Below are 12,804 nucleotides of genomic sequence, written 5' to 3'. Positions count from 1 at the left end.
TGCTGCCTTTCCGATCTGCCGCGGTCAGGTTCGACCGGCCCCAACTTTACGTCAGGTGTGCCCCAGCTCACTCCCGTGCGTCCCGTACTCCGAGAGTGCCCCGGGGCCGCGCTCACGCCAACCGCAGGTGCACGATGTCCCCGGCACCCACCGGCTCCTGCACCCCCGCCCCGGTCGCGAGGACCAGCCGCCCGTCGCCGTCCACGGCCACGGCCTCCCCGACGAGCGACCGGTCCCCCGGCAGCTCCGCGCGCACCATGCGCCCGAGCGTCGCGCAGCCCGCCGCGTACGTCTCCTGCAGCCCGCTGGCCGCCGGGTCGCCGCCCGCCCCGCGCCAGCGCCCGTACCAGTCCTCCAGCGACCGCAGCACGCCGCGCAGCAGCGGGTCCCGGTCGGTGTTCACGGCCCCGGCCAGCGCGAGGGACCCGGCCCGCGGGACCGGCAGTTCGTCGGCGCGGAGCGAGACGTTGATGCCGACGCCGATGACGACGCCGTCGGGCCCGGCCCGCTCGGCGAGGATGCCGCCGGCCTTGCGCTCCTCGTCGCCGACGGTCACCAGCAGGTCGTTGGGCCACTTCAGGGCGGTGTCGACCCCGGCCACCCGGGACAGCCCGGTCGCCACGGCGACGCCGGTGAGCAGCGGCAGCCAGCCCCAGCGGGGCACGGGAACCTCGGCGGGCCGCAGCAGCACGGAGAAGAACAGCCCGGAGCGGGCGGGTGCCGTCCACTGCCGGTCCAGACGCCCCCGCGCGGCACTCTGCTCCTCGGCGACGAGGACGACCCCCTCGGCCAGGTCGCCCTCGGCGGCCCGGGCCACCAGGTCGGAGTTGGTGGACCCGGTGCGCTGCACGACGTCGACCTGCCGCCACAGCCCGCCGTCCCGCACCAGTCCCCGGCGCAGGGCCGTGCTGCTGAGGGGCGGCCGGTCCAGGTCGGACCACCTGTTGCGCGGGGCGTCCGGGGAGTCGGAGGAATCTCGGGGCGTCATGCAACCCACCCTAGGTGTGGGAAACACCGCACTGCCGAACGGAAGGCCCCCTACTACTCTACGAACGAGTAACCGTCCCCCCTTTTGAGCAGGCAGGGAGCCGCATCCCGATGTCCGAGCCGGAAGAGCAGCAGCCCGACATCCACACGACCGCGGGCAAGCTCGCGGATCTCAGGCGCCGTATCGAGGAAGCGACGCACGCCGGTTCCGCACGCGCCGTCGAAAAGCAGCACGCCAAGGGCAAGCTGACGGCTCGTGAACGCATCGACCTCCTCCTCGACGAGGGTTCCTTCGTCGAGCTGGACGAGTTCGCCCGGCACCGCTCCACCAACTTCGGCCTCGACGCCAACCGCCCCTACGGCGACGGCGTCGTCACCGGCTACGGCACCGTCGACGGCCGCCCCGTCGCCGTCTTCTCCCAGGACTTCACCGTCTTCGGCGGCGCGCTGGGCGAGGTCTACGGCCAGAAGATCGTCAAGGTGATGGACTTCGCCCTCAAGACCGGCTGCCCCGTCATCGGCATCAACGACTCCGGCGGCGCCCGCATCCAGGAGGGCGTCGCCTCCCTCGGCGCCTACGGCGAGATCTTCCGCCGCAACACCCATGCCTCCGGCGTGATCCCGCAGATCAGCCTGGTCGTCGGCCCGTGCGCGGGCGGCGCGGTGTACTCCCCCGCGATCACCGACTTCACGGTGATGGTCGACCAGACCAGCCACATGTTCATCACGGGACCCGACGTCATCAAGACGGTCACCGGCGAGGACGTCGGCTTCGAGGAGCTGGGCGGCGCCCGCACCCACAACTCCACCTCGGGCGTGGCCCACCACATGGCGGGCGACGAGAAGGACGCCGTCGAGTACGTCAAGCAGCTGCTGTCGTACCTGCCGTCCAACAACCTCTCCGAGCCCCCCGCCTTCCCGGAGGAGGCGGACCTCGCGGTCACGGACGAGGACGCCGAGCTGGACACGATCGTCCCGGACTCGGCGAACCAGCCCTACGACATGCACGCCGTCATCGAGCACGTCCTGGACGACGGCGAGTTCTTCGAGACCCAGCCCCTCTTCGCGCCGAACATCCTCACCGGCTTCGGCCGCGTCGAGGGCCGCCCGGTCGGCATCGTCGCCAACCAGCCGATGCAGTTCGCCGGGTGTCTGGACATCACCGCCTCCGAGAAGGCGGCGCGCTTCGTGCGCACCTGCGACGCCTTCAACGTCCCCGTCCTCACCTTCGTGGACGTCCCCGGCTTCCTGCCCGGCGTCGACCAGGAGCACGACGGCATCATCCGCCGCGGCGCCAAGCTGATCTTCGCCTACGCCGAGGCCACGGTCCCGCTGATCACGGTCATCACCCGCAAGGCCTTCGGCGGCGCCTACGACGTCATGGGCTCCAAGCACCTGGGCGCCGACCTCAACCTGGCCTGGCCCACCGCCCAGATCGCCGTCATGGGCGCCCAGGGCGCGGTCAACATCCTGCACCGCCGCACCATCACCGAGGCCGGTGACGACGCCGAGGCCACCCGCGCCCGCCTGATCCAGGAGTACGAGGACGCCCTCCTCAACCCCTACACCGCCGCCGAACGCGGCTACGTCGACGCCGTGATCATGCCCTCCGACACCCGCCGCCACATCGTCCGCGGCCTGCGCCAGCTACGCACCAAGCGCGAGTCCCTGCCCCCGAAGAAGCACGGCAACATCCCCCTGTAAGGAGCCGCTGTGACCATCAAGGTCGTACGGGGCAACCCCACCCCCGAAGAACTGGCCGCCGCCCTGACGGTGGTCAGAGCCCGCGCGGCGACGGCGGCCGCCGAGCCGTCCACCACCGACCGCCCGCGCGACGCCTGGTCCGACCCGTCCCGCCTCGCGACCCACAACCTGCCCCACCCGGGCCCGACGGCATGGGGCCGCACCTACTGGCCGAGCTAGGGACAACCAACCCAGGGGCGCGGGGAACCGCGCACAGAACGGCAACCCCGCGCCCCGATTTAAGTACCCGTACTCAAGTCGCCGCCCCCGGCCAAGCCCCACGCTAGTGACATGCTGTGGTCCGACCCCGAGAACGAGCCGCCCAAGGAACTGCGCGACATGCAGAACATGCTGCGGCGGCTGAGCGTCTTCCTGGCGCTGGCCATGGTCCTCGCGATGATCGTCCTCGGCCTGGGGTGAGCCGCCCCCACCCCCGGTGGCTAATGTGACCCCATGACTGCTGCTCAGCCCCGCCGCCGACTCGTCCTCGCCTCCCAGTCCCCGGCCCGGCTCGGCCTGTTGCGCCAGGCGGGGCTCGCCCCCGAGGTCCTCGTGAGCGGTGTCGACGAGGAGGCCGTCACCGCCCCCACCCCCGCCGAACTGGCCCTCGCCCTGGCCGAGGCCAAGGCGTCCGTGGTGGCCGCGAAGCCCGAGGTGCACGGCGCCCTGGTGATCGGCTGCGACTCGGTGCTGGACCTGGACGGCCAGGCGCTCGGCAAGCCGGCGGACGCGGAGGAGGCCACCGCCCGCTGGAAGGCGATGCGCGGCCGGGCGGGCACGCTGCAGACCGGCCACTGCGTCTGGGACACCGCCTCCGGCCGCCACGTCTCGGCGACCGCGTCCACGGTCGTCCGCTTCGGCGAGCCGACCGACGACGAGATCGCCGCCTACGTGGCCTCCGGGGAGCCCCTCCACGTCGCCGGGGCGTTCACCCTGGACGGCCGCTCGGCCCCCTTCATCGACGGCATCGACGGCGACCACGGGAACGTCATCGGCCTGAGCCTGCCCCTGCTGCGCCGCCTGCTCGCCGATCTCGGGACGGGTATCACGGAGTTGTGGGCGCCGGCGGAGGGCTGACCGGGGAACCGTCGCCGCCGCCCTTGCCGTCCTCGGTCCGCTGCCCGGCGGCGGGCTCCTCCCGGGCGTCGTACGTCATCAGCAGCAGCACGATCAGACCCAGTACGACGATCATGAAGATGAAGGCGCCGGGTCCGACCAGCCCCCAGGTGAAGGCCCCGAGCAGCCCGTGCACCACGGCGGCGCTGATCAGCAGGATCCGGCCGAGCCCCGCGGGCGCGCGGTCGCGCAGCGCCACGAGCAGGGCGACCAGGGCGCACAGCGCGAAGTACAGCCCGAAGACCACCCCGCCGATCTTCGAGGACACGGACATCATGTCCGGGTCCAGACCGGCCAGGGACATGTCCTGACGGTCGACGACGATCGCCAGGAACCAGTTCAGCGCCGCGACACCGACCGCCTCCACGAAGAGCACGACCGCCACGGTCCACGCCACCGGCCTGCGCACTGACACCGGTCCCCACCCACCTTCGACGGCTGCCGCACAGGACAGCTGTTACCTCAAGTACGTTCGAGACCCGAGGAACGCTACTAACGGGTAAACCTCGCCACAAGGGTTCCGGCACGAGCAAAGAATCATTGGGCCATTAGTAGGGACTCCACAAAGAAACCGAGTGGCCCGCAGCACGCCCTTACAGAGACCTTGACCACACAGGAGGGCTAGGGTTTGCCCCAGGAGTCCTGCGTACCGCGGTACTACAAGGGCTTTCGGGGGTCGAGCGAGCCTCGAATCACGCTCCGTGTGGGCAAGCTCACCATTGGGGACGGGTCGAAGTGCCGTGTCGGCAGTCCCTAAACTCGGCTTGTTTCAAGGAGGGAGCCTCAATCGTGCGCAAGGTGCTCATCGCCAATCGTGGCGAAATCGCTGTCCGTGTGGCCCGGGCCTGCCGGGACGCCGGGATCGCGAGCGTGGCCGTCTACGCGGATCCGGACCGGGACGCGTTGCATGTCCGTGCCGCTGATGAGGCGTTCGCCCTGGGTGGTGACACCCCCGCGACCAGCTATCTGGACATCGCCAAGGTCCTCAAAGCCGCCCGTGAGTCGGGCGCGGACGCCATCCACCCCGGCTACGGATTCCTCTCGGAGAACGCCGAGTTCGCACAGGCGGTCGGGGACGCCGGTCTGATCTGGATCGGCCCGCCGCCACACGCCATCCGGGACCTGGGCGACAAGGTCGCCGCCCGCCACATCGCCCAGCGGGCCGGCGCCCCCCTGGTGGCCGGCACCCCCGACCCCGTCTCCGGCGCGGACGAGGTCGTCGCCTTCGCCAGGGAACACGGCCTGCCCATCGCGATCAAGGCCGCCTTCGGCGGCGGCGGCCGCGGCCTGAAGGTCGCCCGCACCCTCGAAGAGGTCCCCGAACTCTACGACTCCGCCGTCCGCGAGGCCGTGGCCGCCTTCGGCCGCGGCGAATGCTTCGTCGAGCGCTACCTCGACAAGCCCCGCCACGTGGAGACCCAGTGCCTGGCCGACACCCACGGCAACGTGGTCGTCGTCTCCACCCGCGACTGCTCCCTCCAGCGCCGCCACCAGAAACTCGTCGAGGAGGCCCCCGCGCCCTTCCTCTCCGACGCCCAGACGCAGGAGCTGTACGCGTCCTCCAAGGCGATCCTGAAGGAGGCCGGCTACGTCGGCGCCGGCACCGTGGAGTTCCTGGTCGGCATGGACGGCACCATCTCCTTCCTGGAGGTCAACACCCGCCTCCAGGTCGAGCACCCGGTCACCGAGGAAGTCGCCGGCATCGACCTGGTCCGCGAGATGTTCCGCATCGCCGACGGCGAACCACTGGGCTACGACGACCCCGCCCTGCGCGGCCACTCCTTCGAGTTCCGCATCAACGGCGAGGACCCCGGCCGCGGCTTCCTGCCCGCCCCCGGCACCGTCACCCTCTTCGACGCACCCACCGGCCCCGGCGTCCGCCTCGACGCCGGCGTCGAATCCGGCTCCGTCATCGGCCCCGCCTGGGACTCCCTCCTCGCCAAACTCATCGTCACCGGCCGCACCCGCGCCGAGGCACTCCAGCGCGCCGCCCGCGCCCTGGACGAGTTCACCGTCGAGGGCATGGCCACCGCCCTCCCCTTCCACCGCACCGTCGTCCGCGACCCCGCCTTCGCCCCCGAACTGACCGGCTCCACCGGCCCCTTCACCGTCCACACCCGCTGGATCGAGACGGAGTTCGTCAACGAGATCAAGCCCTTCACCACGCCCGCCGACACCGACGCGGACGAGGAATCGGGCCGCGAGACGGTCGTCGTCGAGGTCGGCGGCAAGCGCCTGGAGGTCTCCCTCCCCTCCAGCCTGGGCATGTCCCTGGCCCGCACCGGCCTGGCCGCCGGAGCACGCCCCAAACGCCGCGCGGCCAAGAAGTCCGGCCCCGCCGCCTCCGGCGACACCCTCGCCTCCCCCATGCAGGGCACCATCGTCAAGATCGCCGTCGAAGAGGGCCAGGAAGTCCAGGAAGGCGACCTCATCGTCGTACTCGAAGCGATGAAGATGGAACAGCCCCTCAACGCCCACAAAACCGGCACCGTCAAGGGCCTCACCGCCGAAGTCGGCGCCTCCCTCACCTCCGGCGCCGCCATCTGCGAAATCAAGGACTGACAAGTCCCGCACCGCACGACAGGGGCGCCCGACGGACCACCTCACACGGTCCGCCGGGCGCCCCTGTCACTGCCCGCCGGACGGGGACCGCCGAACGAGGCCCTACCGGCGACGCATGTCGGCGACGCGCGCCCGCTCCGCTCCGCCCCCCTGCTCACCCAGGGCGGTGGCAGACCGCAGTCCCGCACCCGGAACCTGACGGCGCGGCCCCGGAAGCGGCACGTCCCGACGCTGCTGACGCCCCACGGAATCACCCCCCGAGGCCCCCGGAGCCCCCGAAGCCCCGGTGCCGTTCGCCGTACCACCCCCCGACGCCCCGGCCACGGCGATCTGCACGCCCTGGTCGGCCAGGGCCTGGAGCTCGGTGGCGGCGCGGTCGTCGTGGCCCGGCGACTCGTCGGTGACCAGGCGGGTGATGACATCGGTGGGCACGGTCTGGAACATGGTGTCCGTACCCAGCTTGGAGTGGTCGGCGAGGACGACGACCTCGGCGGCGGCCTGGACCAGCGCCCGGTCGACGGACGCCGACAGCATGTTGGAGGTGGACAGCCCCCGCTCGGCGGTCAGCCCGCTTCCGGACAGAAAGGCCTTGGAGACCCGCAGCCCTTGGAGCGACTGCTCGGCCCCCGACCCCACCAGGGCGTAGTTGGACCCCCTGAGCGTGCCACCGGTCATCACCACCTCGACCCGGTTGGCATGGGCGAGGGCCTGGGCCACCAACAGCGAATTGGTGACGACGGTCAGCCCGGGCACCCGCGCGAGCCGGCGGGCCAGCTCCTGCGTCGTCGTACCCGCCCCCACCACGATGGCTTCGCCCTCTTCGACGAGGCCCGCGGCTAGATCGGCGATGGCCGTCTTCTCGGCGGTCGCGAGATGGGATTTCTGCGGAAAGCCGGACTCTCGCGTGAACCCGCCCGGCAGTACCGCACCGCCGTGCCGGCGGTCGAGGAGTCCTTCTGCCTCCAGCGCGCGCACGTCCCGCCGTACGGTCACTTCGGAGGTCTGGACGACGCGGGCGAGCTCACGGAGCGACACGGCCCCGTTCGCTCGCACCATTTCGAGGATCAATTGGCGACGTTCTGCAGCGAACACGAAACTGACAGTAACCCCAACGACCGTCTGCTTTCAGCAGTATGCGCCGAATAACAGAAGTTGTTCGCATGCCACCACCGGAAGTGGTATACGGGCCTACCCCGCCCGCCTATGCCACCCGCAAGCACGGCAACTCCCCGTGACCAGCGGGGAGTCATTTCCAGCCGCGCCCGCCGGACTACTGCTCCCCGCCGGCCTTCCGGGTGTGCAACTGCCGCGCCACCTCCGCGATCGACCCGGAGAGCGAGGGATACACGGTGAAGGCGTTGGCGATCTGCTCGACCGTCAGATTGTTGTCCACGGCGATGGAGATGGGATGAATGAGCTCCGAAGCACGCGGCGCCACGACCACGCCACCCACCACGATCTCGGTACCGGGCCGGCAGAAGATCTTGACGAAGCCGTCCCGGATGCCCTGCATCTTGGCGCGCGGGTTGCGCAGCAGCGGCAGCTTCACCACGCGGGCATCGATCTTGCCGGCGTCCACGTCGGCCTGCGAGTACCCGACGGTGGCGATCTCGGGGTCGGTGAAGACGTTGGCGGACACGGTCTTCAGATTCAGCGGGGTCACGGCGTCCCCGAGGAAGTGGTACATGGCGATCCGCCCCTGCATGGCCGCCACCGAGGCCAGCGCGAAGACACCGGTGACGTCACCGGCGGCGTACACACCGGGGGCCGAGGTCCGCGAGACCCGGTCGGTCTTGATGTGCCCGGAGTCCTTGAGCCGCACCCCGGCCTCCTCCAGCCCCATCCCCTCCGTGTTGGAAATGGCGCCGACGGCCATCAGACAGTGCGACCCGCCGATGACCCGCCCGTCCGACAGCGTCACCTCGACCCGGTCCCCCACCCGCTTGACGGACTGGGCCCGCGACCGCGACATGACGTTCATCCCACGCCGCCGGAAAACATCCTCCAGCACGGCGGCCGCATCCGGGTCCTCACCCGGCAGCACCCGATCACGCGAGGACACCAGAGTGACCCGTGACCCGAGCGCCTGATAGGCCCCGGCGAACTCGGCACCGGTGACACCGGACCCCACCACGACGAGTTCCTCGGGCAGCTCCTCCAGGTCGTACACCTGGGTCCAGTTCAGGATCCGCTCCCCGTCGGGCCGCGCGTCCGGCAGCTCCCGCGGATGCCCACCCGTGGCAATGAGCACCGCATCGGCGGTCAGCGTCTCCTCGCTCCCGTCGGCGGCCCGCACCACGACCTTGCGCGACCCGTCGAGCCCCTGCATGCCCTCCAGCCGCCCGCGCCCCCGCATCACCCGCGCACCCGCACGCGTCACGGAGGCGGTGATGTCGTGCGACTGCGCCAGCGCCAGCCGCTTCACCCGCCGGTTGACCTTGCCCAGATCCACGCCCACCACCCGGGCGGCCTGCTCCATGGGCGGAGTGTCGTCGGCGACGATGATCCCCAGCTCCTCGTAGGAGGAGTCGAAGGTGGTCATCACCTCAGCCGTGGCGATGAGGGTCTTGGACGGCACGCAGTCGGTCAGCACCGACGCCCCGCCCAGGCCGTCGCAGTCGACGACGGTCACCTCCGCGCCGAGTTGAGCGGCCACCAGCGCCGCTTCGTATCCGCCGGGTCCGCCACCAATGATCACGATCCGAGTCACGTACCCCATTGTCCCGCACCCTTCAACGAGAGGCCGCCCGGGGCCACCACCGTCAAGACAGCGACGCCCGACACCCCTGCCGTACCCTTCCCCTCATGTCGCTCTACGCCGCTTATGCCGGCAACCTCGACGCGCGGCTGATGACCCGCCGCGCCCCGCACTCGCCGCTGCGCGCCACCGGCTGGCTGAACGGGTGGCGGCTGACCTTCGGGGGCGAGCACATGGGCTGGGAGGGCGCACTCGCGACCCTGGTCGAGGACCCGATCTCCCAGGTCTTCGTCTCCCTCTACGACATCGCCCCGATGGACGAGGACTCCCTCGACCGCTGGGAGGGCGTGGGCCTGGACATCTACCGCCGCACCCGGGTGCGGGCGCACACCCTGGAGGGCGAGGAGGGCGCCTGGACCTACGTCCTGAACGCCTACGAGGGCGGCCTGCCCTCCGCCCGCTACCTGGGCGAAGTGGCGGACGCCGCCGAATCGGCCGGCGCCCCCCACGACTACGTGATGGAACTCCGCAAACGCCCCTGCTGAGCACCACCTCGTCAAAACCTCCAACCCAAAAAGCACCATCCCGTGACCTCCACCATCTACGCGCGTAGCCATAAACCGGCTACCCTCTTCGGCGTGAACGCATCTCTTCTTCCGGACGACATCCAGGGCGACCCGTACGCCGCCGCCGACGCCGCCGCGGCCCGCCTGCGCGAACTCACCGGCGCCGAGACCCACGACGTCGCCCTCGTGATGGGCTCCGGCTGGGCACCGGCCGTGGACGCCCTGGGCGCCCCCGAGGCCGATCTCCAGGTCACCGACCTGCCGGGCTTCCCCAAGCCCGCGGTGCAGGGCCACGGCGGCAAGATCCGCTCGTACACCCTCGGCGACAAGCGCGCACTGGTCTTCTTGGGCCGCACCCACTACTACGAGGGCCACGGCGTCGCCGCCGTCTCTCACGGCGTCCGCACCGCCGTCGCCGCCGGCGCCAAGACGATCATCCTGACCAACGGCTGCGGCGGCCTGCGCGAGGGCATGCGCCCCGGCCAGCCGGTCCTGATCAGCGACCACATCAACCTCACCGCCACCTCCCCCATCATCGGCGCCAATTTCGTCGACCTCACCGACCTCTACTCCCCCCGCCTGCGGGCCCTGTGCAAGGAGGTCGACGCCACCCTCGAGGAGGGCGTCTACGCCCAGTTCCCCGGCCCGCACTACGAGACCCCGGCCGAGATCCGCATGGCCCGCGTCATCGGGGCCGACCTGGTCGGCATGTCCACGGTCCTCGAGGCGATCGCGGCCCGCGAGGCCGGGGCGGAGGTGCTGGGCATCTCCCTGGTCACCAACCTCGCCGCGGGCATGACGGGCGAGCCCCTCAACCACGAGGAGGTCCTCCAGGCGGGCCGCGACTCCGCCGCCCGCATGGGGACGCTGCTGACCCAGGTCCTGGGCCGGCTGTAACAGGGCTCGCCGTTCCGGCGTCGTCCGGTTCCCCCGCGGGGGCCGCGTGGCCCGGCGTCCCCTTCGCGCCCGGCGCGGGTGTGGGCGCGGGGTGGGGACGCGGCCCGGCGCTAACGGGGTGCCTCCCCCAGTGCCTGAACGGCCTGGGAGGTACCCCCACCGCCCACCCGTGCCGCCCCAGCGGCACGACTGCCCGCAGCCGCGTCGGCGTGGCGACTGCTCGCAGCGACGGCGGGGGAGCCGAGCGCGGCGAGGCGGGATGGTGGAGCGTTGGCGGGGAAAGCCGCGTACGGCGAGAAGGGGTCGTGTCGGGGGGTGTCCGCCCGCAGCGGTTGGCGCGTCAACGCCCCGAGCCTTTTCAAGTGACCGATTCCGCGCCGTTCCGAGGACGGACACCCCCCGGCGCGGCCCCGACCCACCCACCGCACGCACCGCGCTACGCGCACCCCCACCGCACCCGCACAGGCGCCGCAGGCACCCACCCACCACCGCCACCCGAGAGGCTGACCGACGTGCAAGACGTGCAAGACGACCTCCTCGCACGAGCCAAGGCATGGCTGGCCGAGGACCCCGACGCGGACACCCGCACGGAACTCGCCCGCCTCATCGACGCCGAGGACCACGCCGAGCTCACCGCACGCTTCTCCGGCACCCTCCAGTTCGGCACCGCGGGCCTGCGCGGCGAACTGGGCGCCGGCCCGATGCGCATGAACCGCTCGGTCGTCATCCGCGCCGCAGCCGGCCTCGCCGCGTACCTGAAGAAGCAGGGAACCCCCCACGGGGACGACACGGCCGGCCTCGTCGTCATCGGCTACGACGCCCGCCACAAGTCCGCCGACTTCGCCCGCGACACCGCCGCCGTCATGACCGGCGCCGGCCTCAGGGCGGCCGTACTCCCCCGCCCCCTCCCCACCCCCGTCCTCGCCTTCGCGATCCGCCACCTCGGCGCGGTCGCCGGAGTAGAAGTCACCGCCAGCCACAACCCGCCCCGCGACAACGGCTACAAGGTCTACCTCGGCGACGGCTCCCAGATCGTGCCCCCCGCCGACGCCGACATCGCCGCCGAGATCGACGCCGTGCGCACCCTCCACGACGTCCCCCGCCCCGACACCGGCTGGCAGACCCTCGACGACGACGTCCTCGACGCCTACCTCACCCGCACGGACGCCGTCCTCGCCCCCGACTCCCCCCGCACCGCCCGCACCGTCTACACCGCGATGCACGGCGTAGGCAAGGACACCCTCCTCGCCGCCTTCGCCCGAGCCGGCTTCCCACGCCCCACCCTCGTCACCGAGCAGGCCGACCCCGACCCGGACTTCCCCACCGTCGCCTTCCCCAACCCGGAGGAGCCCGGCGCGATGGACCTCGCCTTCGCGACGGCCCGCGAGTCCGCCCCCGACCTGATCATCGCCAACGACCCGGACGCGGACCGCCTGGCAGTGGCCGTACCCGACGCCGCAGAGCCCACCGGCTGGCGCATGCTCCGGGGCGACGAGGTGGGCGCCCTCCTCGCCGCCCACCTGGTCACCCGCGGAGCGCACGGCACGTTCGCGGAGTCGATCGTCTCGTCGTCCCTCCTGGCCCGCATCGCCGCGAAGGCGAACCTCCCCCACGTCGAAACCCTCACCGGCTTCAAGTGGATCGCCCGAGTCGAGAACATCCGCTACGGCTACGAGGAGGCCCTCGGCTACTGCGTAGACCCGCAGGGCGTCCGCGACAAGGACGGCATCACCGCGGCCCTCCTGATCACGGAGCTGGCCTCCACCCTCAAGCAGGCCGACCGCACCCTCCTCGACCTCCTCGACGACATCGCCGTGGAGCACGGCCTGCACGCCACCGACCAGCTCTCGGTCCGCGTGGAGGACCTCTCCCTCATCGCCGCCGCGATGCACCGCCTGCGCGAACAGCCCCCGACGACGCTCGCGGGCCTGCCTGTCACCAAGGCGGAGGACCTCACCCGGGGCACGGACACTCTCCCGCCCACCGACGGCCTGCGCTACACACTCGACGGAGCCAGGGTGATCGTCCGCCCGAGCGGCACGGAGCCCAAGCTGAAGTGCTACCTGGAGGTGGTCGTCCCGGTCGCCACGCACACCGGCCTCCCGGCGGCCAGGTCACAGGCGACGGACCTGCTGACGGCACTCAAGCGCGACCTGTCGACGGCGGCGGGCATTTAAAAACCCGGGGGTGCAAGGCACCCCCGGCCACCGGCCACCGGCACCGCCACCCGCACCC

The 12,804-nt window shown here is 71.5% G+C and carries 12 protein-coding genes; 8 read left to right on the top strand and 4 right to left on the bottom strand.

What is annotated here, in order from left to right:
- Positions 1-112: 112 nt before the first annotated feature.
- Positions 113-988 carry a biotin--[acetyl-CoA-carboxylase] ligase gene (locus tag ACZ7MF_RS04225; RefSeq protein WP_471474391.1) on the bottom strand — a complete coding sequence of 292 codons (876 nt, stop codon included), beginning with the start codon at positions 986-988 and terminating at the stop codon, positions 113-115.
- 110 nt (positions 989-1,098) lie between these two features.
- Here ACZ7MF_RS04225 and ACZ7MF_RS04220 point away from each other — a divergent pair, with 110 nt between their 5' ends.
- From ACZ7MF_RS04220 to ACZ7MF_RS04205, 4 genes are all read left to right on the top strand, one after another.
- On the top strand, positions 1,099-2,691 hold the full coding sequence (locus ACZ7MF_RS04220) for an acyl-CoA carboxylase subunit beta (protein WP_471474390.1): 1,593 nt from the start codon (positions 1,099-1,101) through the stop codon (positions 2,689-2,691).
- 9 nt (positions 2,692-2,700) lie between these two features.
- Positions 2,701-2,910 (top strand): acyl-CoA carboxylase subunit epsilon, encoded by a 210-nt coding sequence (locus tag ACZ7MF_RS04215; protein WP_471474388.1) that lies wholly within the window; start codon positions 2,701-2,703, stop codon positions 2,908-2,910.
- Between the two features lie 111 nt (positions 2,911-3,021).
- The gene (gene mmpB / locus ACZ7MF_RS04210; RefSeq protein ID WP_159324043.1) at positions 3,022-3,150 is read left to right on the top strand and encodes a morphogenic membrane protein MmpB; all 129 of its coding nucleotides are present in this window, start codon (positions 3,022-3,024) and stop codon (positions 3,148-3,150) included.
- A gap of 33 nt (positions 3,151-3,183) precedes the next feature.
- A complete protein-coding gene (locus ACZ7MF_RS04205; RefSeq protein WP_471474387.1) occupies positions 3,184-3,807 on the top strand; it encodes a nucleoside triphosphate pyrophosphatase in 624 nt (207 codons plus the stop codon).
- Here ACZ7MF_RS04205 and ACZ7MF_RS04200 read toward each other — a convergent pair.
- On the bottom strand, positions 3,776-4,261 hold the full coding sequence (locus tag ACZ7MF_RS04200) for a hypothetical protein (protein ID WP_471474385.1): 486 nt from the start codon (positions 4,259-4,261) through the stop codon (positions 3,776-3,778). The genes ACZ7MF_RS04205 and ACZ7MF_RS04200 overlap by 32 nt on opposite strands.
- A gap of 374 nt (positions 4,262-4,635) precedes the next feature.
- Here ACZ7MF_RS04200 and ACZ7MF_RS04195 point away from each other — a divergent pair, with 374 nt between their 5' ends.
- Positions 4,636-6,408 (top strand): acetyl/propionyl/methylcrotonyl-CoA carboxylase subunit alpha, encoded by a 1,773-nt coding sequence (locus ACZ7MF_RS04195; protein ID WP_471474383.1) that lies wholly within the window; start codon positions 4,636-4,638, stop codon positions 6,406-6,408.
- A gap of 102 nt (positions 6,409-6,510) precedes the next feature.
- Here ACZ7MF_RS04195 and ACZ7MF_RS04190 read toward each other — a convergent pair whose 3' ends face one another.
- Both ACZ7MF_RS04190 and ACZ7MF_RS04185 read right to left on the bottom strand, forming a co-directional pair.
- On the bottom strand, positions 6,511-7,500 hold the full coding sequence (locus ACZ7MF_RS04190) for a DeoR/GlpR family DNA-binding transcription regulator (protein WP_471474382.1): 990 nt from the start codon (positions 7,498-7,500) through the stop codon (positions 6,511-6,513).
- 178 nt (positions 7,501-7,678) lie between these two features.
- Entirely contained in the window at positions 7,679-9,127 is a 1,449-nt protein-coding gene (locus tag ACZ7MF_RS04185) for an NAD(P)H-quinone dehydrogenase (protein ID WP_471474380.1), read from the bottom strand.
- 86 nt (positions 9,128-9,213) lie between these two features.
- Here ACZ7MF_RS04185 and ACZ7MF_RS04180 point away from each other — a divergent pair, with 86 nt between their 5' ends.
- The 3 genes from ACZ7MF_RS04180 to ACZ7MF_RS04170 all read left to right on the top strand — a co-directional run bounded on the left by ACZ7MF_RS04180 (position 9,214) and on the right by ACZ7MF_RS04170 (position 12,746).
- Positions 9,214-9,651 carry a gamma-glutamylcyclotransferase family protein gene (locus tag ACZ7MF_RS04180; RefSeq protein ID WP_104634037.1) on the top strand — a complete coding sequence of 146 codons (438 nt, stop codon included), beginning with the start codon at positions 9,214-9,216 and terminating at the stop codon, positions 9,649-9,651.
- A 93-nt stretch (positions 9,652-9,744) separates the two neighbouring features.
- Positions 9,745-10,569, top strand: a complete 825-nt coding sequence (locus tag ACZ7MF_RS04175; RefSeq protein ID WP_471474379.1) for a purine-nucleoside phosphorylase — start codon at positions 9,745-9,747, stop codon at positions 10,567-10,569.
- 521 nt (positions 10,570-11,090) lie between these two features.
- Positions 11,091-12,746 (top strand): phospho-sugar mutase, encoded by a 1,656-nt coding sequence (locus tag ACZ7MF_RS04170; RefSeq protein WP_471475187.1) that lies wholly within the window; start codon positions 11,091-11,093, stop codon positions 12,744-12,746.
- Positions 12,747-12,804 lie beyond the last annotated feature (58 nt).

The sequence above is a fragment of the Streptomyces sp. NPDC111628 genome (assembly GCF_055635195.1).
This window is presented reverse-complemented; position numbering and strand designations above follow the sequence as displayed.